This window comes from Chryseobacterium sp. 'Rf worker isolate 10' (assembly GCF_050753305.1).
Lineage (GTDB): Bacteria > Bacteroidota > Bacteroidia > Flavobacteriales > Weeksellaceae > Chryseobacterium.
In genome coordinates this window covers 69,124-94,463 of sequence record NZ_JBOZOF010000002.1, presented here as the reverse complement: position 1 = coordinate 94,463, position 25,340 = coordinate 69,124, and the positions used below count along the sequence as shown (strand labels likewise).

Sequence of the window (25,340 nt, the reverse complement as noted above, 5' to 3'; positions counted from 1 at the left end):
CTAACTTCCCTATTTAAAAACATGAAACTCTTTGGTGAGTTCAAGATATTGGTCCGAGTATTGTCTCGGACTTTTCTCTATTATAAAGTCTGATTCGTAGGTTTTCTTTTGTTCTGATGAAAATTCAAGAACCAGTCTTTTAGTCTTCGAATTTTCAATTCCTTTGATATTGACTCTACGGCTCAGAAACAATTCGTTTTCTTTTGCAATTGAAATAAAAACTTCCCCCGCCTCTATAGGAATAATGACTGAAAAAATTCCACATTCAGACAAAAGTTTAGAAGCCTTGGATATTAACTGCATAAAGTTTAATTCCACAGTCTGGCGGGCAATTTTATCTTTTCCGGATCCTGATTCCTCAAAATAAGGAGGATTGGAAACAATCAAGTCAAAACGCTCTTCGGTTTCGAAAGTTTTAAAATCCTGAAATTTATTTTTCAGCCTTGTATAGAAAGGTGAATTTTCAAAATTAAGTTGAGTAATTGCAGCAGCCTCTTCATTAATATCCAATCCTAAAAAATGAGCCTCTGCATTTCTTTGTGCAAGCATTAAAGAAATCAGCCCGGTGCCCGTTCCCACCTCTAAAACCTTGGCAGCATGTTCAACATCAGCCAAAGCACCAAGCAGAACACCGTCTGTTCCTACACGAAAGACGTCTTTAGACTGCTGAATTTGAAATTGCTTAAATGTAAAGGGTTTCACTATAAATTGGTAGGCAGTGTAATTATGAATGTGGATCCCTTCCCTACTTCTGATTTCACAGAGATCTCACCTTTATAATCCTCGATCATCTTTCTCACCATAGACAAACCAAGCCCCATTCCACTGCTTTTAGAAGTGAAATTCGGTTCAAAGATTCTTTCATACATATTTTCAGGAATCCCGACTCCGTTGTCCTGAACAGAGATAATCACTCTTCTCTGATGCTGTTCCACGTCTACATTGATGATCAGTTTTCTTTCATCACTTTCTGCCTGTTTTGCATTGGTCACAAGGTTTGTTATAATCCTGGAAAGATAAATCCTGTCCATATTAATCATAATATTATTCTTATTGGCATGCATAAAGATACTGTCATCATTGAATACACGGAGAATATCCTCAACCTCTGTATTCAGATTGATCACTTCATTATTTTTTTCAGGAAGCTTTGCAAATTCTGAGAAAGCTGAGGCCACTGTCGCAATCAGATCAATTTGATCAACAATAGTTTTGCTCATCTGTTTTACTCGTTCTTTGATATTCGGATCTTCGGGATCAAATTTTCTTTCAAAATTCTGAATCGTAAGCTTCATCGGTGTCAGCGGATTTTTTACCTCATGCGCAACCTGCTTGGCCATTTCTCGCCATGCTTCTTCAGAGGCTTTAAACCTAAGTCTTTCTTTCTGATCCTGGATCTGCAGAATCATCCTGTTATAAGCTCTCGCCAAAGCATTAAGCTCATCATTTTTATAATATCTGATAGGGCGCATTTCATTTTCAAACAATGTAATACGGGTAATCATATCAGAGAATTTTGTAATGGTTTTTGCAAGACTGTTAGAGGTCACCCAGCTTATCCACACACTAAACAAAATAAGAAATATATCGACTAAAAGAATATATTTTACATACTGGTGAAGAACCTCCAGATAGGCAGATTCATTATGATATAAAGGAATATAAACAATACCTATCGGTTCCAGTTCATTATTTTTCAGCAAAAGATAGGAAGAGGTCAGCTTAGCGTCTTTGGTTGCATCATATCTCACCATATCTACTCTTGCATCAGTTGCCAGAATTCTATTTACAATTTCTATGGGAATCGTTTTCTGATCTACCAAAGCTTCATCCTTGCTGGAAAGCAGATATCCCCCTTTCAAATCATAAATAACAATATCATGCTGATTGATATCCGCAATTTCAAAAATTTTGTTTCCTAAAACTTTCGGAAGATCCTGTGTTTCTACAAGAGTCTGGCTTACTGCATAGTCCAGATACCGCATGACAGCATTGGTTTTCTCCTGCATGTCAATAGTACTTTGCTGCATAGAGTTATTCCTCAGCACAAAGTACGGAACAAGTGAAGTAGCTACAACACTTAAAAAACATACCAGGAGGAAACCAAAAAACACACGGTTCCTTAAGCTATATCCTTTATATTTATTAATTGACATTCTACTTTTTAATTAACCTAGCAATATACTTACCAATGATATCAAATTCCAGGTTTACTTTATCACCAATTTTCAAATGCTGCATATTGGTAAATTCCCATGTATAAGGAATAATAGCTACTGAGAACTGTGCATCCTCACTTTTAGCAACTGTAAGACTGATTCCGTTTACCGTGATTGATCCCTGAGGTACGGTTACAAAAGTTCCGTCATTTTCATACTTCATCGTAATAAAATAACTTCCGTCTTTATTTTCAATCCCCACTACTTCACCGGTTTTATCAACGTGTCCCTGAACGATGTGTCCATCCAGTCTTCCATCCATCTTCATGCAACGCTCAAGATTTACAACGGTACCCAATTCCCATTTTCCAAGATTTGTTTTTTCCAGTGTTTCGTTGATAGCGGTTACCACATATTGATCACCTTTTATTTCAACAACTGTAAGACAACAGCCATTATGCGCAAGGCTCTGATCAATTTTCAGTTCGTTTGTAAAAGGGCATGTCAGGGTAAAATCTATATTGCTTCCTTTTTCTTCAATCTTCTCAATAACACCAACTGCTTCAATAATTCCTGTGAACATATTATTTTTTGCTAAATTTGTAAATTATAATCTTCAAAGATAATCAAAATGAGCCCAAAAAACCATAAAGTACGAGTAGGAATTTCAATCGGTGATTTCAACGGCATCGGCCCGGAGATCATCATGAAGTCTCTGAAAGACAAAACCATTACGGATTTTTTCACGCCTGTGATTTTTGGTTCGGGAAAATTATTCACTTATCAGAAAAATATTTTTAAGCTGAATCTTAATTTCAACTATGTTAATGAAGCTTCGCAGGCTCAAGCCGGGAAGCTTAATATGGTTAACCTAACCAAGGAAAACGTTAATGTAGAATTGGGAGTTCCTACGGAAGAATCCACGAAAATGGCGATAGATTCTCTGGAAGCAGCTACTGAAGCTTTGATGAAAGGAGATATTGACGTTCTGGTAACTGCTCCCATCAACAAAGATGAAATGGTAAAAATGGGCTTTAAGCATGCCGGACACACAGGGTATTTTGAAGAGAAATTCAACAAAAAGGGGCTGATGTTCCTTGTTACTGAAGATCTTAAAGTAGCCGTTTCTACGCATCATATTCCTATTGCACAGATCGCTGAAAATATTTCCAAGGAAAAAATCAAGAAACAGATCAGAGTATTAAACCAAACATTGATAGAAGATTTTTGTATTCAAAAACCTAAAATTGCGGTGTTGGGATTAAATCCTCATGCAGGAGATGGCGGCGTGATCGGAAACGAAGAAATTGAAATTATCTCCCCGGCTATCAAAGAACTTTCTGATAATGGGATACTGGCATTTGGCCCTTTCCCGGCAGACAGCTTCTTCCAACCCAGCAAATACAAAAATTTCGATGCAGTTTTAGCAATGTATCATGATCAGGGATTAGCTCCTTTCAAAACACTGGCTTATGAAGAAGGAGTAAATTACACAGCAGGACTTCCTTTTATCAGAACCTCTCCGGATCACGGAGTAGCATATGATATTGCGGGAAAAAATGTGGCCGATGAGCAGAGTTTTACAGAAGCTATCTTCACAGCGATCAAGGTTTTCAAGAACAGAAGTGAATACAGTGAACTGATGAACGACCGCCTTCAGCCAAGAAAAATGGTTGTAGACAACGGAATAGATGAGGATCTACCGGAGGAAACTGAAGCATAAATCTTTAAAACAAATTTTAAATTAATTTGTTTCAGATTTTATTTGTTATTATAAAAAAAATGCATATTTTTGCACACTCATTTTATGGACAAGTTAAGAAACTATGATGTAAGCTTTTCCGGACTGAAAAACGGGAAACACGAGTTCAGGTTTGAGATAGATAAAACGTTCTTTCAATTATTTGACACTGAACAGGAATTTACAAATCCTAGAATAGAAGTACATGTATCACTTGATAAGCATACTACTTTTTTAGAATTTGAGATAAAAATTAATGGATTGGTAGAGTTGGTTTGTGATATCACAAACGAAGATTTCGACTATCCTATTGAGAATGAAATCAAAATTTTGGTGAATTTCGGGGAAGAATATGATGACAGCAATGAAGATGTCATTACCATTCCCAGCACAGAGCACGCTTTCAACGTAGCCCATTTGATCTACGAAAACGTAATGCTTTCTATCCCGATGAAAAAGATTTCACCGAATGTAAATGATGAAGATCTTCAGATTCTTGATCAGTTCAGTCCTAAAGATATTGAGGAAAATGAAGAGGAAGAACATGAAAGTGATCCCCGGTGGGATGCTTTAAGAAAGTTAAAAGACAATAATTAAATAGAATAATTTAAATATGATGAGATGATGAATCTCATCGCTCATCAATTAAAAAAGTTATTAGAAAATGGCACATCCAAAGAGAAGACAATCGTCCACAAGAAGAGATAAGAGAAGAACTCATTATAAAGCTGTAGTTCCTCAATTAGCTAAAGATGCAACAACAGGAGAGCTTCACCTATACCACAGAGCTCACTGGCATGAAGGGAAACTTTACTACAGAGGTAAAGTAGTATTGGAAAAAGAAGTAGCTACTACTGAAGAAAACTAAGAGTCGCTTTTCATTGAAAAAGCCTCATTTTAATACAAAAACCGCCCAATTTTGATAAAATTTGGCGGTTTTTTGTTGTTTTTTACGTTTTTTTGGTATCTTTGAACCAAAATCAAATATCAAATTTATGGACATTAAAGACATACAAAATCTTATTAAGTTTGTATCTAAAGCTGAAGTTTCAGAAGTGAAATACAAAACTAAAGATTTCGAAATCACTATTAAAACTCCATTAGCTGGAAGCGATGCTGTTTACGCACAACCTGCAGTATACCACACTGCACCACAAGCAGTAGCGGCTCCGGCACCTGTTGCTACTCCTGCTGCTCCTGCTGCAGAGAAAGCTGAAGCTGCATCTGATGACAGCAAATATGTAACAATCAAGTCTCCAATGATCGGTACTTTCTATAGAAAGCCATCTCCTGATAAAGATGTATTTGTAAATGTAGGTGACGAAGTTTCTGTTGGTAAAGTAGTTTGCGTTATTGAAGCAATGAAACTATTCAACCAGATTGAATCTGAAATCAGCGGAAAAATTGTTAAAATTTTAGTTGATGATGCTACTCCTGTAGAGTATGACCAACCTTTATTCTTAGTAGATCCATCTTAATTTCGAAGTTAGATGTTAGACATTAGATGTTAGATTAAATTCTACATTAAAATAACATTATCTAATTTTCAAATTATCTAATTTTCAAATTGAAGAAGATGTTCAAAAAAATATTAATAGCCAATCGTGGCGAAATTGCAATGCGTATTTTACGTACTTGTAAAGAAATGGGGATCAAAACCGTTGCAGTATACTCTACTGCTGATAAAGACAGTCTTCACGTAAGATTTGCTGATGAAGCGGTATGTATTGGCCCTGCAATGAGTAAAGACTCCTATCTTAAAATCCCTAACATTATTGCTGCTGCAGAAATTACCAATGCTGATGCAATTCACCCAGGTTACGGATTCTTATCTGAAAACGCTAACTTTTCAAGAATTTGCCAGAAGAACGGTATCAAATTTATTGGTGCTTCTCCTGAACAGATTGAGAAAATGGGAGATAAAGCGAACGCCAAAGCTACCATGAAAGCAGCAGGTGTACCATGTGTACCAGGTTCTGACGGATTGATCGAATCTTACGAGCACGCTGTAAAAGTAGCTGAAGAAACAGGTTATCCCGTAATGATCAAGGCTACTGCCGGTGGTGGTGGAAAAGGGATGAGAGCTGTTTGGAAAGCTGAAGACCTTAAAGACCACTGGGAATCCGCAATTCAGGAAGCTGTAGCTGCCTTTGGAAACGGAGGTATGTATATGGAAAAATTGATTGAAGAGCCTAGACACATTGAAATCCAGGTTGCTGGTGACCAATTCGGTAAAGCTTGCCACCTTTCAGAAAGAGACTGTTCTGTACAGAGAAGAAATCAGAAATTAACTGAAGAAACGCCTTCTCCGTTCATGACAGATGAACTTCGTGAGAAAATGGGTGACGCTGCTGTAAAAGCTGCTGAATTTATTGGATACGAAGGTGTGGGAACTATCGAATTCCTTGTAGACAAACACAGAAATTTCTATTTCATGGAAATGAATACAAGAATCCAGGTAGAGCACCCTATTACTGAGCAGGTAATTGATTATGACCTGATCAGAGAACAAATTCTTCTTGCTGCGGGAACTCCTATCTCAGGAATCAACTATTACCCAAAATTACATTCAATTGAATGTAGAATCAACGCAGAAGATCCTTACGCAGACTTCAGACCATCTCCGGGAAAAATCACAGGATTAAACATCCCTGGCGGACACGGAATCAGAGTAGATACTCACGTATACTCAGGATACAGCATCCCTTCTAACTATGACTCTATGATTGCTAAGCTTATCACTACGGCTCAAACCCGTGAGGAAGCTATTGCAAAAATGAGACGTGCTCTTGAGGAATTCTATATTGAAGGAGTAAAAACTACCATTCCTTTCCACAGACAATTGATGGATAATGAAGATTATCTTGCAGGAAACTATACTACAAAATTCATGGAAGATTTTGTAATGGATAGAAAATATGATAATCACTAAGATTATTTAAAAATATACAATAAAACTGCCTCTTTTTGAGGCAGTTTTTATTTTAAACCATTGATTCAGAACCTTTCAAATTAAATATTATAAAAACAACCGGAGGATTATTTCACCTTTCATTAATAAAAATTAATAGAGAAGCGAAAAATTAAAATTCCTCCATAAGAAAGATATAATACCTAAAACTATCTGCCAACAAAGAAAATATTTTCTAATACGACATTGTTCCACCTTAAAATCTACTTCAATTATATCACCAAACCATACTGTACATTTGTTCATCCATATCATTAATATTGCGTAATTTTGTTGAAAATCAAAAATATGTCAACAGCAGAACAAACAAAAAACTCACAGTATTTTATTGACCTTGAAGACAAACACGGAGCACACAATTATCACCCTCTTCCAGTAGTTCTGGATCGTGGAGAAGGAGTTTTTGTTTGGGATGTAGAGGGCAAAAGATACTATGATTTTCTTTCAGCATATTCTGCTGTGAACCAGGGACACTCTCACCCTAAGATTGTTGCAGCATTGGTAGAGCAGGCTCAAAAGCTGGCCTTAACTTCAAGAGCCTTCTACAATTCTAAATTAGGAGAATACGAACAGAAAATAACTACTCTTTTCGGATTTGATAAAGTTTTACCGATGAACTCCGGAGCTGAAGCTGTGGAAACTGCCGTAAAATTAGCCAGAAAGTGGAGTTATGAAGTAAAAGGAATTTCGGAAAACGCAGCAAAAATTATCGTTTGCGAAAACAATTTCCACGGAAGAACAACAACCATTGTTTCTTTCTCTAATGATCCGGATGCCAACCAAAACTACGGACCTTTTACCCCAGGATTTATCAAAATTCCTTATAACGATATTGCTGCTTTAGAAGAAGTTCTTAGCAGAGAAGCTGCCAATATTGCAGCATTCCTTGTAGAACCCATTCAGGGAGAAGCAGGAGTATATGTTCCGGATGAAAATTTCCTTAAAAATGCTTCTGAGTTGTGTAAAAAATACAACGTTCTTTTTATAGCTGATGAAGTTCAAACTGGTATTGCAAGAACAGGAAAACTGATTGCATGTCATCATGAAGATGTGCAGCCTGATATCTTAATTTTAGGTAAAGCGCTTTCCGGAGGGATGTACCCGGTATCAGCTGTTTTAGCAAATGACAGCATCATGAATGTTATCAAACCGGGGCAGCATGGTTCTACATTCGGAGGAAACCCGATTGCGTGTGCAGTAGCCATAGCAGCATTGGACGTAGTAGCAGATGAAAAATTATCTGAAAGAGCTGAAGAACTAGGACAGCTTTTTAGAGCTGAAATTGACAAGTTAATCGAAAAGACAGACCTTATTACCAAAGTAAGAGGAAAAGGACTTTTAAATGCTATTCTGATCAACGATACTCCAGACAGTTCTACTGCATGGAATCTTTGCCTACAGCTAAAAGAAAACGGATTGCTGGCAAAGCCTACTCATGGTAATATTATCAGGTTGGCACCACCTTTGATAATTACTGAAGAGCAATTGTTAGATTGCGTCAGAATTATTGAGAAAACAATATTAGAATTTTAAATATAAATGCCACTTTCCCTTGCAGTCATTACTTATAATGAAGAAGAGAATATCGTAAGACTTTTAAGTTCATTAGCAGATACTGCTGATGAGATTATTATTGTTGATAGCTTTTCTACAGATAAGACTAAAGAGATTTGCGCTCAATATCCTCAGATAAAATTCTTTGAGAAAAAATTTAATGGGTATGGTGAACAAAAAAACCATGCCCTTAATTTATGCTCCCATGAATGGGTTCTGTTTCTGGATGCCGATGAAGTTCCCGATGAGGAAATGAAAAAATCCATAAAGAAGATTATTTCTTCGGGAAATACGGAATTCAATGTATATAAAGCAAAATTCAACAATCATCTTGGGACCCACCTGATCAGACACGGAGGATGGGGAGATGTGTGCCGTGAAAGGTTTTTCAGAAAAGAATGTGCCCGGTATTCCAATGATAAAGTTCATGAATTTCTGATCACCGATCAGAAATCCGGTCTTTTGGAAGGAAAGCTGAACCACTATACTTATAAAAGTATTCACCATCATGTCTCGAAAATCAATAAGTATTCTGATATGATGGCTGAAAAAATGCTTGAGAGAGGGCAAAAAATCAACAGATTTAAAATCATTGTAAGTCCTATTTTTGAATTTATCAAAGTATTTATTTTCAAACTGGGCTTTCTGGATGGATTTCCCGGATTTTATATTGCCAAAACCATGTCTTATTATACTTTCTTGAAATATATAAAATTGCGTGAAAAAATAAGACTATTAGAAATTGAAATTGGAAAAAATACAGTAAAATAGTATGATTCTGTATATAATTCTTCTTATACTGGCGGTATTTACTGCCCTATATTTCCGTCTGTATCTTTTTGCTTTTCCGCACAACAGACTGGTTATTCTCATGTATCATCAGATTGAAAAGGAAAGCTGTGAAGATCTTACGGTCAGTTTAAAAAACCTTGAACAACAGTTTTCATATCTAAGCCGAAAAAAATATACCCCTCATTTTTTTTCAGAACTTACCGTTTCAACTAAAAGAAATATTATCATCACCTTTGATGATGGTTATAGAAACAATCTGGAATACCTGCCATCTCTACTGAAAAAATACAATCTGAAGGCAACTATTTTTATTCCCACAGGATTCATAGAAAAAGGATATAAAAATTATCAGATGATGACCTTTGATGAAATCAGAAGTCTGGATAAAAATTATTTTGAGATTGCTCTTCATACCCACGCTCATGAAAACCTGAAAACCATATCTTTTGATCTTATAGAAAAAGATCTAGAAAAGAATATGCAGATTCTCGATGCCCATCACATAACCTATTCAAAGGTTTTAGCATATCCATATGGTAAATATCCCAATAAAGAAGAGGAAAAATCTGCTTTTTTTTCTGTTTTAAAAAAAATAGGAATTGATTTTGCAGTAAGAATCGGAAATAGAGTTAATTACTACCCAACCCAGCATCCATACGAACTGTGCAGAGTTGATATAAAAGGCAAAGATTCGATAATAAAGTTCAAATTAAAACTTATCTTTGGCAGATTAAAACTATTTTAAAAAACAATTTTAAGGAGGCATTTTACGTACTTCCTTATCTAATAACCCGTTGTGATGAATATAAGTGGTTTAATCATAACATATAACGAAGAAAAAAATATACAGGAAGTACTGGAGTCTTTTGATTTCTGTGATGAAATAATAGTAGTAGACTCTTTTAGTACGGATAAAACTGTAGAAATTGCAAAAGAATTCCCTAATGTAAAGGTGATTCAGAATAAATTTGAAGATTTTACAAAGCAAAGAAATTTGGCTCTGGATGCTGCGAAAAATGACTGGGTTTTATTCCTGGACGGTGACGAAAGAATTACCCCCGCCCTGAAGCAGGAAATCATTGATGAGCTTAATAAACCCGGGCAAAAGGATGCCTACTATTTTTACAGGAAGTTCTTTTTTGCTCAGAAACCGCTTCACTTTTCAGGAACACAAGGAGATAAAAACTTCAGGTTGTTCAGAAAATCGAAGGCCAGATACATGGCAGAAAAAAAAGTACACGAAACTCTGGAAGTTAACGGAACCATTGGGAGTTTAAAAAATAAATTACTACATTACTCCGTTTCAGATTATGAATCTTATAGAAAAAAAATGATTCATTACGGAGTTTTAAAGGGGAAAGAACTGGCTGCAAAAGGGAAAAAGTACAGTGTTTTAGTTCAATATCTTAAAACAGCTTTTAAATTCTTTAAAGCCTACATAATGAGATTAGGTGTTTTAGACGGAAAAGAAGGGTATCAATTATCTTACCTGCAATCTTTAAGCGTTTATGAAACCTATGAATCATTAAAAAAAGAGCAAAATTAGTTGAATGAAGATTTGTATCATTAGTTATGATTTTTGGGATTATGATAAGTATATTGTTGAAACATTATGCAAAAGAGGTATTGATGCCCATCATATAAAGATCAGTACTGTTACTCATTCCAATTTCAATGAAAGAGCTGTAAATGCCTTAAGCAAAACTTTTTTAAATAAAAATCTTAAGACTGAAAAAAGACAGAAATACGTTCTGGATTCACTGGAAACACTAGGTCATCAGGATCAGATTCTGGTGATGAATCCGGATACATTTGATCTTTCCACGCTAAAAAAAATCCGAAAAAATACAGACCGCCTAGTTACTTATCTTTATGATAATCTTGAAAGAGTGCCTGTAGAAGATAAGCTGTATCTTTTTGACAAGGTATTTTCTTTTGATTATATAGATGTCAAAAAGCACGGATTTGAAAAATTAACGAATTATATTTATCTGCCTCACTGCACAAAAGAGACCCAGCATCCGGAAATGGATCTTTTCTATATCACATCATATGATAACAGAAGAGTTACTCTGATAAAATTACTTGCCAAAAAACTGATTGAACAGGGACTGAAATTTCAGATTATGATCATCGGAAAGAAATCATGGAAACATCAGCTGACGAATATGTTCATAACGGTACCTAAAAATCTGTTTCTGGTTTTCAGTATCAAAAAGATTCCTCATGATGATCTTCCTAAATATTATAAGAATTCAAGAGTTTTATTGGATTTAATGCGCGAAGGGCAGTATGGGCTTAGTTTCAGAGTATTTGAAGCCATGTCTCTGGAAAAGAAAATCATTACTGATAATGAAGCCATTAAAACCTATGATTTTTACAACCCTAATAATATTTTGATTTTAAACAAAAATATTAGTAATCTTGACAAATCTTTCTTTGAAAAACCCTATGAAAAAATTCCGGAGGAAATCTATTCCAGATACACTCTGGACAGTTGGGTGAACAAGGTTTTTGAAATAGATAATAATTTATGAAAAAAAAACTTTTATTTATAGCTCCTGGTTATTATGGGTTTAATGAAGTAGTTTTTGATGGTTTAAAAAAATATAGTGGTTATGATGTAGTACATATAAATTCAACTTTAAACTACCAATACAAAAATATTTTAGAAAAAATATATAATTTTTTTTTAAAAACCTTCCTTAAAAAAAATCTCAAAAATATAAAAAGAGGCGAACACATCCAACGTATCATTAATCTTCATGATTATGATATTGTGCTCGTAAACAGACCTGATGTTTTGAGTGAGGAGGATATGAATTCTGCTCTTAATAAATCCAAAAAATCTATTGTTCTCTTTTGGGACAGCATTCAGAAAATACCTTCTCAAAAAGAGTATATTAAAAAATTTGATATCTGCTGCAGCTTTGATACGGATGACTGTAAAAATTATAATTTAAATTATGTAACCAATTTTTACTTTATCAAAGAGCAAAAAACGACTGCCAATTTTGACATTTCTTATTTGGCAACCTATGACAAGAGAATCACAGAAACACAAATTTTGTTTGAATATTTTAACAACAATAATATCTCAGCAAAAGGAAAATTATTCACTTACAAATCAATTCCTATTAAAGAAAAGCTTCCTAAGACGATTGAGGTAGTTCACGAAATCATTCCTTTTTCCAGTTCATATAAATATTACCTGGACAGTAAGATTATTCTTGATATTGCACATCCTCATCAAAAAGGGTTATCATTCAGACCTTATGAAGCTATTGGATTAAACAAAAAACTGATCACAACTAATCAGGAAATCATTAACTATGATTTTTACAATCCAAACAATATTTTTGTGATTAAAGATATTTCAAATTTCACCATTCCCAAGAGTTTTTTAACGGAGGAATATGAACAGCCTGAAAACTGGATCAAAGAAAAGTACTATATTAAGAACTGGATAAAAACAATACTCTCATTTCATGAAAACTAAAATTTATTTTGTATGCCCCACTAATAAATTTGCGAGCGGAGGTGTAAAACAAATCTATCGACAGGTCGAAACATTAAATAAAAATGGGTTCGAAGCTTATTTGCTGCTTAAAAAAAAGGGGAAAAAGGAAAATTGGTTTAATAGTAATGTTCCTATAAAGTACAGTCCATATCTATTCAAGGAATTAAAATATCTCTATAAAGGAAAAAAAATCAATTTCTCTAAAAAATTAGTCTTAAGTTTTTTAAAAACTCAAAGTATGGAGATTGAGAAAGATGCTGTTCTGGTTTTTCCTGAAATTTATGGTCCCAATATTTATAAACTGGCGCCGGAAAATCCTAAAGTGATTTTTAATCAAAACTGTTATTATACATTTGGTTACTTTTCAATCTATGAAAACTATGAGGTAAATCCTTACAATCACCCAAAAACGCTAGCTACAATTGTTGCTTCTGATGATGCTGAAAAATATTTAAAATATACTTTCACCGGTTCGAAGGTTTTCAAAATGCGTTTAGGAATTGACAATCAGGTATTCAATTATGGTGAAAATAAAAAAAAGCAAATCTCTTTTATGCCAAGGAAACTTGGTGATGATGTAACCCAGGTCATTTCTATACTTAAACAAAGAGGCACACTAAAAGACTGGAATCTTGCTGCCATAGATAATAAAACAGAGCAGGAAGTGGCAGAAATAATGAAGGAAAGTGCTGTTTTTCTAAGCTTTAATCATAAAGAAGGTTTTGGACTTCCCCCTGCAGAAGCCATGGCGTGTGGCTGCTATGTAATAGGATATTCGGGGCAAGGTGGAAAAGAATATCTAAAGCCGGAGTTTTCTATGCCAATAGAAGATGGAAATATTATAGAGTTTGTTCAAAAAATAGAAGAGACGATAAAAATTTACGAAGAGAAACCTCAGGAAATACTCAGTAAAGGAAAACTTTCTTCTCATTTTATTTTAGAAAACTATAGTTTAAAAAATGAAATCAACGACACTGTAAATATTTGGAATAATATCATACAATAAATACAAAAGGATAATTTAACGATTATCCTTTTTTTAATTTCCTTTTCTAAAATCACCTGTTCAAAAACAAAATCTGAAAGATATACTTCTTTATGAAAAAAACCGCCTCAAAATTGAGACGGCTTCCTTGCTGTAAAATATCAATATTTTTTAATTAATAGGCATAGAATTCAATTCCTTCAGCCACATAACCTGATGGTCTTACGCTGGATCTTGAATAATAGTGATCTTTACCATTCCAATATCTGTAGATAGGAACTGTATTAGGCTGCTGAGTTGCAAAAGCATTAAACTCTATTCCTTCGTCTACATATCCCTGATAATATCCCGGAGTTTTTGTATAATAATGATCTTTACCATTATAATATCTGTAGATTGGAACTGTGTTCGGTGCTTTATATAAGAATGCATTGAATTCTGTTCCTTCATAAGAATATCCGCTGTAGCTTCCCGGAGTTTTTGTGTAATAATGATCTACTCCGTTATAATATCTGTAAACAGGGATTGTATTGAACTCCATATACACTTTGTTATCGATCAGATATTGATCTACATATGCTTTAAGCTGCGCTTTTTTAGCTGCATCTTTCACTAGATCATAGATAATAACCAATCCGTTGTTTCCAAAATCTACCAAAACTGAATTGCTTGTATTTGAGCTATTCTGCCAGTTTGAAAAGTTCACTTTAGGGTTCGTCTGATCAAGATTCAATTCTCCTATTAAACCTTTTGAAGGATCCCCTCCTCTTGTTTTAAAAGCTAATTTTTTAGAGTAGTTCATCGATGATTCTGAAATATTCACATCATTGGTTACATCTACATCAAAGATGTCTTTCATCCCTACTTTCACTCCAATTCTTGCTGCACGGTCACGGCTTTGGCTTCTTGTTTCCGCCTGGAATAAAACATCAAGCTTTGCTCCTGTATAGATGTCAAGCGTTACGTGAGTTCCATAGTCCTGTACAATTTGCTGCGGAGTTTTTGTCTGCAAATCCTGAACAAATTCCGGAGTAAGATAATCTCCAAGCATATCTGTAGTTGCATTGAATCTTACTCTTTTTTGCTTAATGGTAAGATTATAGCTTCCGTAGATATATTTTCCTTCAAACTTATTGTTGGTAGTTACGGCAGAATTAAATCCTACTGAAAGTGTTTTCTTAAACAGAGGAATACCGGCAGTAGCATTTACTTTGGTAGAAACCATTTTGGAGTAAGATTCAGCATTTTCACCATATTCTTCAGTATATTCCTGTGAGAATGTGTTTTCGCTGATTAATCTGTTTGTCTGCTCCGCTTTAAAACGGTCAATATCAATCACTTTAAAACCGGCTGCAGTTGCATTGGCATATTCACCGGCAACATTATAGCCATGTCCTAAGACATCATAAATCCCATCTCCAGCAAATTTGGCAGCTGACAATCGATTATTAGCCTTTGCCGCTGGGCTTTCAGGCGCTACCTCACTGTTTAGTTCTTCTGTAGAACAAGAACTCATCAAAAGCATCAGCAGAGAGCTGAAGCAAAATAAAATTTGTTTTTTCATAGATTATTTAAAAGTTTGTGCAAATATAATATTCAACAATGAGTGACAAAAGCAATTGTATAATGATATATATCATTATTTGGTGAATTTAATGATCAATTAAAACCCTATTAACAAACTATTTAAACAGCCATATTAAAGCAATTAAAATAACCATAAACAGATTTTAATAGATTTTTCACTCCATTTTATAACCTTTGCATGATTTCAAATAAAAAGTGAAGCCAGAATTACTGACTCCACTTTATAATGACCACAAATCGAATTATATTTCTGAAATTTAGTTAGCAGGAATATAGAAAGCAATTCCTTCTTTTACCCAATAACTTGTTGGTCCAAGGTTAGGATTCACTGTCAGATAATGATCTGACTGATTTCTTGCTTTATAATTGTAAACCGGAACTCTGTCACCTGCCGGATCTTTATACGCGTAAAATGCTACTCCCATATACACGTCCCAATAAGAAGACGGTTGTAATGTACTTGACTGTGTATAATAATGATGAGCCCCTGAATTGCTTTTAAAACAGTAAATAGGAACTGTATTCGGTGCTTTGTACTGGAAAACTTTAAAAGTAGGCCCTTCATTAGTCCAGTAAGAAGATGGTTGAAGGTTGGTATTAAAAGTAAAATAATGGTTACTGTCGGCTTGATTTTGGTAACCATATAACATCGTTGTATTATACTCCAAAGAAATCTGATTATCAATCAGATATTGATCTACATAAGCTTTAAGCTGAGCTTTTTTAGCAGGATCTTTTACCAGGTTGTAAATAAGAATCAATCCGTTATTTCCAAATTCTACCAAAACAGAATTGTTCACTGTAGAACTGTTTTGCCAGTTTGCTATATTCACTTTCGGAGTAGCCTGATCCAGGTTCAACTCTCCTACCAAACCTTTTGAAGGATCTCCTCCTCTCGTTCTATATGATAATTTTTTAGAATAATTCATTGAAGATTCTGAAGTATTCACATCATTCTGTACATCAACATCAAAAGCTTTAAGCATCCCGATCTTTACTCCGATTCTTGCAGCACGTTCACGACTCTCGTTAGAAGTTTCAGACTGGAACATGATATCCATTTTAGCTCCTGTATAGATATCAACCATTACGTGGGTACCATAATCCTGTACAATCTGCTGCGGTGATTTAGTTTGCAGATCCTGTGTGAATTCAGGAGTGACATAATCAGCCAGCATATCTGTCGTAGCATTAAATCTCAGCCTTTTCTGTTTAATTAAAAGATTGTAGCTGCCATAGATGTATTTTGCGTCAAATTTATGATTGGTAGTAACCGCAGAATTGAATCCTACTGATAATGTTTTTTTGAATAAAGGAATTCCGGCAGTAGCATCTACCTTTGTGGATACCATTTTGGAATACGTCTGTGCATTCTCACCGTATTCTTCAACATATTGCTGCGTATTTGCATTTTCTGAAATCAATCTCGCCGCTTGCTCTGTTTTGAATCTATCGATATCAATTACTTTAAAACCGGCAGAATTAGCATTGGCATATTCTCCTGCCGCATCAAAACCGTGCCCTAAGACATCATAAACCCCATCTCCTGCAAATCTTGCTGCAGATAAACGATTAGCTTTTGCAGGGTTGTCAGGGGTCGTAGTTTCATTGTTCAGTTCCTCGGTAGAACAAGACCCCATGAAAAGCATCAGTGCTGTACTGAAGCAAAATAAAATTTGTTTTTTCATAGTATTGTTTTAAAATTCACAGCAAATATAAACTTCATCAATGAGTGAAATACAATATTACAAATGACATATATCATTTATCAGTGAATTTAATAGTAAATTAAACAACCATTAATAAAGGAACAAGCAATCATAAATAAGTGATTTAATAAATAAAAATAGTCTCTGAAATAAATTTGAACAGATTAAAAAAAGAATATTAAAATCAATTCAATAATTTTTATTTATGGACTCAATTTTCACAACATAATTTTCACGAATTACAACGATCACATTAAAAACATGATCAGAAAATAGAATATGAGATAGAATAAAACAGCAATTGAAGAAAATTTAAATAAATAAATACAAAAGTTAGAATCAAAAAGCGAATACCTGGTCAGAAATCATCCCGTAAACGCATAATTTTAAGTAAATTTGCAAAAATTAAAATTGAAATGGAGAAAGTAAGAGTACGTTTTGCTCCAAGTCCTACAGGACCTTTACATTTGGGAGGCGTAAGAACCGCATTATATGATTATCTTTTTGCTAAAAACCAGGGAGGAGAATTTGTATTAAGAATTGAAGATACAGATACTGCGAGATATGTGGAAGGAGCTGAAGAATATATCGAAGAAGCTTTGGAATGGTGCGGAATCATCCCAGATGAAAGTCCTAAAAAAGGAGGCAAATTTGCTCCTTACAGACAATCTGAAAGAAGAGACATTTACGATAGATATACAGAACAGATCTTAAAAACAGATTATGCTTATATCGCTTTTGATACTGCAGTAGAATTAGATGCAATTCGTGCACAGTACGAAGCCAAAGGTGATGTTTTCTCATACGACAACAAAACAAGAAACGGCCTTAGAAACAGCCTTACCCTTTCAGAAGAGGAAGTTCAAAGATTATTGGATGAAAAGACTCCTTATGTAGTACGCTTTAAAATGCCTGTTGACAGAGTATTAAATCTTGAAGATATCATTCGTGGAAAATTCTCAGTGAATACCAATACTTTAGATGATAAAGTTCTGGTAAAGAATGACGGAATGCCAACTTATCATTTTGCCAACATCATTGATGATCATGAAATGGAAATTTCTCACGTAATCCGTGGAGAAGAGTGGCTGCCATCTTTAGGACTTCATACTTTATTATACGAAGCCATGCAGTGGGAAGCGCCACAGTTTGCACACCTTTCTTTAATTTTAAAACCTGAAGGAAAAGGAAAATTAAGCAAAAGAGACGGAGATAAATTTGGATTCCCTGTATTCCCGCTAGATTTCAAAGATCCTGCTACAGGAATAGTGTCTAAAGGATATAGAGAAAACGGTTATCTTCCTGATGCTTTCATCAATATGGTAGCATTACTGGGTTGGTCTCCTGCTGATGATAAAGAAATCCTTCCTTTAGAAGAAATGATTAAAGAATTTGATCTTCATAAAGTACACAAAGCGGGGGCAAGATTCAGTAAAGAAAAATCTGAGTGGTTCAACCATCAGTATATCCAGATGAAATCGGATGAAGAGCTTCTTCAGATCCTAAAAAATACAGATCTTGATCTTTCCGGTGCTTCTGATGAAAAGCTGTTGAAAGTAATTCAGCTGATGAAAGAAAGAGCTACTTTTCCGAAAGACATCTATGAAAACGGAAAATTTTTCTTCGAAGCTCCTATTTCTTATGACGAAAAAGCATCGAAAAAGGCATGGAATGATGAAACATCCGCAATTTTAGGAGAATTGGCGAATGCTTTTGAATCTACAGACTTCATTGCTGAAACATTAAAGCAAAAGATGCATGATTTCGCGGAAAGCAAGGGATTAGGCATGGGTAAAGTAATGATGCCTTTACGTTTGTCTTTAGTAGGAGAACTGAAAGGACCAGACGTACCGGACATTCTGGAAACGCTTGGTAAAGAAGAAAGTATCGCCAGAATAAAGAATGCTATAAATAATTTTAACTAAAATAACCATAATTTTTCATACATTTGAAAGATTTAATTTACTTCAAGAAATGGAATATTTAAGTTTCGAACTTCCTATCAAAGAATTGATGGATCAATACCAGACGTGTTCTTTAGTAGGAGAAGAAAGTGGTGTTGATGTAAAATTAGCATGCAGCCAGATTGAGGATAAGATCTTAGAAAAGAAAAAAGAAATCTATTCAAATCTTACACCTTGGCAAAGAGTACAACTGTCCCGCCACCCGGATCGTCCTTATACATTGGATTATATCCACGGAATGGCAGACAAAGGCAGTTTCTTAGAACTTCATGGAGACAGAAATTTCGCTGATGATCCGGCAATGATTGGAGGATTGATTACCCTGGATGGTCAAAAAGTTATGATCATAGGGACTCAAAAAGGAAGAACGACCAAAGAAAGACAGCACAGAAGATTTGGAATGCCAAATCCTGAGGGATACAGAAAAGCTTTAAGATTAATGAAGCTTGCTGAAAAATTCAACATTCCTGTAGTAACTTTAGTAGATACACCGGGAGCTTATCCAGGATTGGAAGCTGAAGAAAGAGGACAAGGTGAAGCTATTGCAAGAAATATTTTTGAAATGGTTCAGCTAAAAACTCCAATCTTCACTTACATCATCGGAGAAGGAGCCAGTGGTGGAGCATTAGGAATCGGTGTAGGAAACAAAGTATATATGTTGGAAAACACATGGTATACAGTAATTGCTCCGGAAAGCTGTTCTTCTATCTTATGGAGAAACTGGGATCACAAAGAAGATGCAGCCAATGCATTGAATCTTACCCCGGCAGATGCTTTAAGAGAAAAGTTCATAGACGGAATTATTGAGGAACCACTTGGAGGTGCTCACTATGATCAGGAGACAACTTATTTGAACCTGAAAAATTCAATTTTACAAAATATCAAAGCTTTCTCCAAATTTACGGGACAGGAGCTTGAAACCCAAAGACAGGACAAATTCATTGCAATGGGTCAGTTTAAAGGATAAAAAATAAAAAAGGTTAAGAATTTCTTCTTAACCTTTTTTATTTAGCTTTCTTCTATTTATCTATTCTGCAACATTAAGTGCAATTTCAATATCCTGAGTAATTTTCTTTAAAGCAGAATATTTTGCATCACATACTGAGGTTGTCATTACATATTCTCCTTTATCAACAAGAATAAAATTTTCTCCTTTTGCAGGAACCGTTAGATTATAATATTTTTTACCACTTATCTTTACGATAAGATTACAGGCAGATCTGTTTTTAATATTCACGTACGCTTCATTCTTATTCAAATCATTATTAAAAAGATGGGTAAGCATAGCTGCTGTTCTTTTATTTTCCTCACTCGGTCCAGATTTAGAACTTCCTGCACTTTTTGCTGAGCCTGCAGAACCTACCGATGCATACGTTGTTGTTCTTCTTTCTTCTTTTAAAGCTTCAATAGCTGCTGCTGCATTATCAGAGACAGGTTTACCATTAACTGTCTTTACTGCATTCGTTGCAATTGTTTTGCCGCTATTAAGTTCATTATTTTTTACAATATTTTCAATTTTTTCTTTACTGATTGGCTTAATGGTTGGCTTTGCTTCGGGAGAATTACCTGCCATGATAATATCAATCAATTTTCTTTTAAAATAGTCTGTTTTCGCATGTCCGGGATTCTGCTTCAGGAAACCGGCAATCACTCTCGCTTCTTTTGAAATTTCAGCTTCCTGCTCTGTATAGATGATTACAGTTTCTTTTTCAACAACAGCTTTAGATTTTGTTTTTTTCTTTTTTTGGGAAAATCCAAGGGAGAAAATGCATATAAATAGGAGAAAGAAGATTTTTTTCATTAATCAAATCTTTAAAATAGTATTAAATATATTAATAACGTGAAAAGTCATTTTTTAGTTTATCATTAAAATCATTATCTTTGCACTGCTCTAAAATTAAGCTAAAAATTAATACTAATCTTAAATAAAAAAATAATACATATTATGTCTTATACACCAGCTGCTGCAGACGTAGCAAAATTAAGAAACCAAACAGGTGCAGGTATGATGGACTGCAAGAAAGCTCTAGTTGAAGCTGAAGGAGACTTCGAAAAAGCGGTAGACATCCTTAGAAAAAAAGGACAGAAAGTTGCTGCTAACAGAGCTGACAGAGAATCTGCTGAAGGTGCAGTAATCGCAAGAGTAAACGAGGACAACACTTTAGGTGTAGTAATCTCTCTAAACTGCGAAACTGACTTCGTTGCTAAAAATGAAGCATTCATCGAACTAGCTTACGAATTAGCTGAAATGGCAATTTTTGCTGCTACTAAAGAAGAGCTTTTAGCTACTGACTTCCACGGAATGACTGTTGCTGAAAAATTAGTTGAGCAAACAGGAGTTATCGGTGAGAAAATCGAAATCGGATCTTTCGAAAGAATCCAGGGAGATTTCTTAGGAGCTTACATCCACGCTGGAAACAAAATTGCTGCAATCTCTTCTCTTTCTGCTAAAGTAGACGGAGCTGACGAAGCTGCTAAAGCTGTTTCTATGCAGGTTGCTGCTATGAACCCAATCGCTTTGGACGAAACCAGAGTTTCTCAGGAAACTATTGATAAAGAATTAGAGATCGAAAGACACAAACTTACTGAAGAAGGTAAGCCTGCAAACATTATCGATAACATTCTTAAAGGTAAAATGCAGAGATTCTACAAAGACAACACTTTGGTACACCAGGATTTCATTAAAGACGGAAGTATCTCAGTTGCTGACTATGTAAAATCTGTAAACGCAGATCTAAAAGTAACAGGATTTGTAAGAGTAAGCCTATAAGCTGATCTTTCAAAAAAAATATAGAATCCCGGTGAAATAATTTCACCGGGATTTTTTTTATCCCGGAAAAGCATGCGATTATTAACACAATATGACGGGAATTTTAAATATTCGACAAATACAGAATAAACGTTATTTTAAAACTTTTTTTGCATAAAAAATTGATTATTAATGTTTAAATTTGCGGCCCCTTATAATAACGCATGAAAAAACTTCTACTAGCTTTTTGCACTTTTCTTTGTTTATTTGTGAATGCACAATTGGATTCTGAGCATTGGATTGCTCCTATGTCTGCAAGCAGTCTCCTCGGAACTCCGAAAGGTTATCTTTATCTTTCAACCAATGAAACAAATCCTTTCTCTGTACAGGTATTTAACAATAACAATGTTATTTCCACTGTTCAGGTAAGCAAAGGAAACCCGGTTCAGGTAACCATCCCGAACAATATGATGATTTCTTCTGCTCCATCCGGACTGTTCACTTCCACTTCAATGGGACTGTATGTAAAAGGAAGCAAAAAATTCTTTGCCAGTTATAGATTTACTGTTCAGGATCAGGCTGAATTTATTACATCAAAAGGATTAGCCGGACTCGGAAAAACGTTCTTCGTAGGAATGGCTCCCAACACGACTGCCAAACCTTATGTTAATTCTACTATTGGGGTAACTGCAACGGAAGACAATACCACTGTAACTTTATCCGGATATAATCCTGCTGTTGTTTTCTCTGATGGTATTTCAGCTCCTTCGAGAACTTTTACAATCAATAAAGGAAAATCATATATCATTGAAGCACAGAGCAATCTTAATCCTAATAATTTAACGGGACTGGTAGGAGCAAAAATTGTTGCCAATAAACCAATCTCTGTAACCAATGGAAATTTCAACAGTATTTATACCACTCAAAACAATACCAATGTAGACGTTCTGATGGATCAGGCTGTTCCTGTAGAAAGATTGGGAAAAGATTTTGTGATGATGAAAGGAAATGGCCCAGCTAATTCTGGAATGGAAGTAGCCGTAGTGATTGCAACAGTAAATAATACAAAGCTTACTGTAAACGGAAATCTTTTGAACAGTGTCACGCTGAATGCAGGACAATATTATGTTGTTCAGGGAACAAACTATATCAACCAGGTGAACGGAAATTACAATATGAGTATTTCCGCCAATAATAATGTATATGTATATCAGCTTTTGGCAGGAACTTCTACAGGTACAGTTTATGCTACGGGAGGAATGAATTTCATCCCACCTTTAAGCTGTTTTTTACCTAAAGAAATTAACGAAATCGGATTTATTAATAAAATAGGCAATGACACCTTTAATACAAGACTTAATATTATTACTCAGGCTGGTGCTGCAGTTACCATCAATGGAAGCCCTATTGCAGCAGGTACAGGTCCGGCACCAGTGACTGGAAATCCAAACTGGGTAACTTATTCTATTCCGAGTGTGACAGGAAATATTACCGTAGGTTCTACAAAACCTGTTACTGCAGGTATCGCTGCAGGAAATGGAGCCGTAGGATATGGAGGGTATTTCGCAGGATTCTCTTCTGTTCCGGTGATTACAAAAACGGGAGACTGCTACAATGGAGTTCAGCTTTCTGTAGAAACAGGTTATGATGCTTACCAATGGTATCTGAATGGAAATCCTATTACCGGAGCTACTACCCCATCCATTAATCCTGATTTATATGGTACAGGAATATATACCTGCTATATCACCAGAACAAACTGCGAATCCAGACTTACTGCAGAATTTGATTATACTGCATGTCCGCCTATCACTACAACGACTTATGATATTGGATCTTGTAATACCAAAATCATCAATCCGGTATTTAGTAATTCAACCCAAATTATTGATCCTTCTTATACAAATATTATTGTGCCACCCACGAACGGAAACGTAAGCATAAATCCGACAACAGGACAACTCATATATACTCCTAATGCTGGTATTACAGCCAATACTACCGATACATTCACTTATTATATTCAGGGGAACGGAAATCCGGCTGCTTTTGAATATTTTAAAATTGTAATCAACACCCATGTTTTTCAGGTGAATAACGCCTCTCTTACTTCTTGTGCAGCATCTAACGGAAACGGAACATTCAACCTTACTACAGCTAATGTAACTTCGGAACCTGGCGCAACAGTCACTTACTTTACCAATGCCAATTTGACAGGGCAGATTACTAATCCCGCAACGTATTCGGGGCAGGCAGGAACAATATATGCCAATGTAACTTCGATATATGGATGTTCTAAACTAGCAACCATTACATTAAATACATACCCAACCCCGAATATTAACACAAGTAACTTTAATGCCAATATTTGTGATGATAATTTTGACGGAGTTGTAAGTGTTAACTTTACGAATGTTACTCCACAAATTGTAAACAACCCTGCCAGCTTCACCGTAAAATATTACCTTAGCCAGGCTGATGCCAATGCAGGAAACAACAATACTCTTCCAGCCAACTGGACTTTCACAGCCAATACAACTGTGTATGTAAGAGTATCCGGTGTTCTTGGAGAATGTCCTCCGGCTTTAGGTCAAATCAACTTCACCATTGGAAATAAAATTCCTTTGATCACCAATAATGGTCAGACAGATATCTGTGACAATGATCTTAGCGGTTCCGAAGCTGTAAATCTTAATGATTATAAAGCTTTATTCACTACAGATCCAGGAGTTACCCTATCATTCTACACTTCACTGGCAAATGCACAAGCGGGATTGAACCCAGTTTCTGCATCACAGACACTTACTTCGTTTACCACTGTTTTCTATGTAAGACTCCAAAGCAGTACGGCATGCCCGAATACAGCTGTTTTAACTCTTAATCTGAAAACGCCTAAAAAATCAGACAAACTGCATGATCAGGTAATCTGTTCTGATGAAAAAATAATGCTGGATGCAGGCCCCGGATTCACTTCATACTTATGGAATACCGGTGCTAATTCTTCAAGTATCTCTGTAGGACCCGGAACTTATTATGTAGATCTTGGATTCAACGGATGTATATACCGTCAGTATGTAAATGTTACAACATCACAGGCACCTGCTATTACTAAAATAGAGGTAACAGGATCTACAGCTACAGTCTTTGTAACCGGAGGAACCGCTCCTTATAAGTATTCATTAAATGGTTTCGATTATCAGACCTCTAATGTCTTCACAGGATTATCAAGAGGCCTTCATACAGTATACGTATTAGGTTCTGACAGATGCAGCCATGTAACCAAAGAGTTTTTGGTACTCAATTTAATCAATACGATTACTCCAAATGGAGACGGGATCAATGATGTCCTGAATTATTCAGAATTAAGAATCAAGAAAAATGTCACTATTGAGGTGGCAGATCGCTACGGAGCCTCTGTTTATAAGTCATCCGATAAGAATTATACCTGGGACGGAAAAGCCAATGGAAGAAATCTTCCTACGGGAACATATTGGTATATTATCAGATGGACTGAGCCCGATACTCAATTACCAGTTTCGTATTCAGGATGGCTTTTAATTAAAAATCGGGAATAATTTTTTAACATTTATTTAAATTTTATTAAAAGTA

Annotated in this window: 22 protein-coding genes; 16 read left to right on the top strand and 6 right to left on the bottom strand. The window is 35.3% G+C overall.

What is annotated here, in order from left to right; genetic code table 11:
* Positions 1-9: 9 nt before the first annotated feature.
* Genes LKL37_RS10435 through LKL37_RS10425 form a run of 3 tightly spaced genes read right to left on the bottom strand, consistent with a single transcriptional unit; the run spans position 10 to position 2,742 of the window.
* Complete coding sequence (locus LKL37_RS10435; protein WP_431610522.1) at positions 10-702, bottom strand: tRNA1(Val) (adenine(37)-N6)-methyltransferase; 693 nt, start codon at positions 700-702, stop codon at positions 10-12.
* On the bottom strand, positions 702-2,156 hold the full coding sequence (locus LKL37_RS10430) for a sensor histidine kinase (RefSeq protein ID WP_431610521.1): 1,455 nt from the start codon (positions 2,154-2,156) through the stop codon (positions 702-704). The genes LKL37_RS10435 and LKL37_RS10430 overlap by 1 nt, the downstream gene beginning before the upstream one ends.
* Position 2,157: 1 nt before the next feature.
* Entirely contained in the window at positions 2,158-2,742 is a 585-nt protein-coding gene (locus LKL37_RS10425) for a riboflavin synthase (RefSeq protein ID WP_431610520.1), read from the bottom strand.
* Positions 2,743-2,790: 48 nt separating this feature from the next.
* On the opposite strand from LKL37_RS10425, the gene pdxA reads away from it, so the two are divergent.
* The 12 genes from pdxA to LKL37_RS10365 all read left to right on the top strand — a co-directional run bounded on the left by pdxA (position 2,791) and on the right by LKL37_RS10365 (position 13,743).
* Complete coding sequence (pdxA, locus tag LKL37_RS10420; RefSeq protein ID WP_129037608.1) at positions 2,791-3,882, top strand: 4-hydroxythreonine-4-phosphate dehydrogenase PdxA; 1,092 nt, start codon at positions 2,791-2,793, stop codon at positions 3,880-3,882.
* 84 nt (positions 3,883-3,966) lie between these two features.
* Positions 3,967-4,497: a YceD family protein gene (locus tag LKL37_RS10415; protein WP_431610519.1), complete on the top strand. Its 531-nt coding sequence runs from the start codon at positions 3,967-3,969 to the stop codon at positions 4,495-4,497.
* A gap of 67 nt (positions 4,498-4,564) precedes the next feature.
* Positions 4,565-4,768 carry a 50S ribosomal protein L32 gene (gene rpmF / locus LKL37_RS10410; protein WP_007843326.1) on the top strand — a complete coding sequence of 68 codons (204 nt, stop codon included), beginning with the start codon at positions 4,565-4,567 and terminating at the stop codon, positions 4,766-4,768.
* Positions 4,769-4,895: 127 nt separating this feature from the next.
* Positions 4,896-5,378: an acetyl-CoA carboxylase biotin carboxyl carrier protein gene (gene accB, locus LKL37_RS10405; protein WP_047385964.1), complete on the top strand. Its 483-nt coding sequence runs from the start codon at positions 4,896-4,898 to the stop codon at positions 5,376-5,378.
* A gap of 98 nt (positions 5,379-5,476) precedes the next feature.
* Positions 5,477-6,832: an acetyl-CoA carboxylase biotin carboxylase subunit gene (accC, locus tag LKL37_RS10400; RefSeq protein WP_047385963.1), complete on the top strand. Its 1,356-nt coding sequence runs from the start codon at positions 5,477-5,479 to the stop codon at positions 6,830-6,832.
* Between the two features lie 327 nt (positions 6,833-7,159).
* On the top strand, positions 7,160-8,404 hold the full coding sequence (gene rocD, locus LKL37_RS10395) for an ornithine--oxo-acid transaminase (protein ID WP_431610517.1): 1,245 nt from the start codon (positions 7,160-7,162) through the stop codon (positions 8,402-8,404).
* Positions 8,405-8,410: 6 nt separating this feature from the next.
* Complete coding sequence (locus tag LKL37_RS10390) at positions 8,411-9,196, top strand: glycosyltransferase family 2 protein (RefSeq protein ID WP_431610516.1); 786 nt, start codon at positions 8,411-8,413, stop codon at positions 9,194-9,196.
* Between the two features lies 1 nt (position 9,197).
* Positions 9,198-9,962 carry a polysaccharide deacetylase family protein gene (locus LKL37_RS10385; RefSeq protein WP_431610515.1) on the top strand — a complete coding sequence of 255 codons (765 nt, stop codon included), beginning with the start codon at positions 9,198-9,200 and terminating at the stop codon, positions 9,960-9,962.
* A gap of 54 nt (positions 9,963-10,016) precedes the next feature.
* Complete coding sequence (locus LKL37_RS10380) at positions 10,017-10,763, top strand: glycosyltransferase family 2 protein (RefSeq protein WP_431610514.1); 747 nt, start codon at positions 10,017-10,019, stop codon at positions 10,761-10,763.
* 4 nt (positions 10,764-10,767) lie between these two features.
* A complete protein-coding gene (locus tag LKL37_RS10375) occupies positions 10,768-11,754 on the top strand; it encodes a glycosyltransferase family protein (RefSeq protein ID WP_431610513.1) in 987 nt (328 codons plus the stop codon).
* Positions 11,751-12,716: a lipopolysaccharide core biosynthesis protein rfaS gene (locus tag LKL37_RS10370; RefSeq protein WP_431610511.1), complete on the top strand. Its 966-nt coding sequence runs from the start codon at positions 11,751-11,753 to the stop codon at positions 12,714-12,716. The genes LKL37_RS10375 and LKL37_RS10370 overlap by 4 nt, the downstream gene beginning before the upstream one ends.
* Before the next feature lie 259 nt (positions 12,717-12,975).
* On the top strand, positions 12,976-13,743 hold the full coding sequence (locus LKL37_RS10365; protein ID WP_431610510.1) for a glycosyltransferase: 768 nt from the start codon (positions 12,976-12,978) through the stop codon (positions 13,741-13,743).
* Between the two features lie 154 nt (positions 13,744-13,897).
* On the opposite strand, the gene LKL37_RS10360 is transcribed toward LKL37_RS10365, so the two are convergent.
* Both LKL37_RS10360 and LKL37_RS10355 read right to left on the bottom strand, forming a co-directional pair.
* Positions 13,898-15,286 (bottom strand): MAC/perforin domain-containing protein, encoded by a 1,389-nt coding sequence (locus LKL37_RS10360; RefSeq protein WP_431610509.1) that lies wholly within the window; start codon positions 15,284-15,286, stop codon positions 13,898-13,900.
* Between the two features lie 280 nt (positions 15,287-15,566).
* On the bottom strand, positions 15,567-16,997 hold the full coding sequence (locus LKL37_RS10355) for an MAC/perforin domain-containing protein (RefSeq protein WP_431610508.1): 1,431 nt from the start codon (positions 16,995-16,997) through the stop codon (positions 15,567-15,569).
* Positions 16,998-17,434: 437 nt separating this feature from the next.
* On the opposite strand from LKL37_RS10355, the gene gltX reads away from it, so the two are divergent.
* Positions 17,435-18,943, top strand: coding sequence for a glutamate--tRNA ligase (gene gltX / locus LKL37_RS10350; RefSeq protein WP_431610507.1), 1,509 nt, complete (start codon positions 17,435-17,437; stop codon positions 18,941-18,943).
* 49 nt (positions 18,944-18,992) lie between these two features.
* The gene (locus LKL37_RS10345; protein WP_426476196.1) at positions 18,993-19,949 is read left to right on the top strand and encodes an acetyl-CoA carboxylase carboxyltransferase subunit alpha; all 957 of its coding nucleotides are present in this window, start codon (positions 18,993-18,995) and stop codon (positions 19,947-19,949) included.
* 60 nt (positions 19,950-20,009) lie between these two features.
* Here LKL37_RS10345 and LKL37_RS10340 read toward each other — a convergent pair whose 3' ends face one another.
* Complete coding sequence (locus tag LKL37_RS10340; RefSeq protein ID WP_431610506.1) at positions 20,010-20,783, bottom strand: DUF6759 domain-containing protein; 774 nt, start codon at positions 20,781-20,783, stop codon at positions 20,010-20,012.
* Positions 20,784-20,927: 144 nt separating this feature from the next.
* On the opposite strand from LKL37_RS10340, the gene tsf reads away from it, so the two are divergent.
* Both tsf and LKL37_RS10330 read left to right on the top strand, forming a co-directional pair.
* Complete coding sequence (gene tsf, locus LKL37_RS10335) at positions 20,928-21,752, top strand: translation elongation factor Ts (protein WP_047385945.1); 825 nt, start codon at positions 20,928-20,930, stop codon at positions 21,750-21,752.
* 203 nt (positions 21,753-21,955) lie between these two features.
* Complete coding sequence (locus tag LKL37_RS10330; RefSeq protein ID WP_431610505.1) at positions 21,956-25,306, top strand: T9SS type B sorting domain-containing protein; 3,351 nt, start codon at positions 21,956-21,958, stop codon at positions 25,304-25,306.
* Positions 25,307-25,340: the final 34 nt, after the last annotated feature.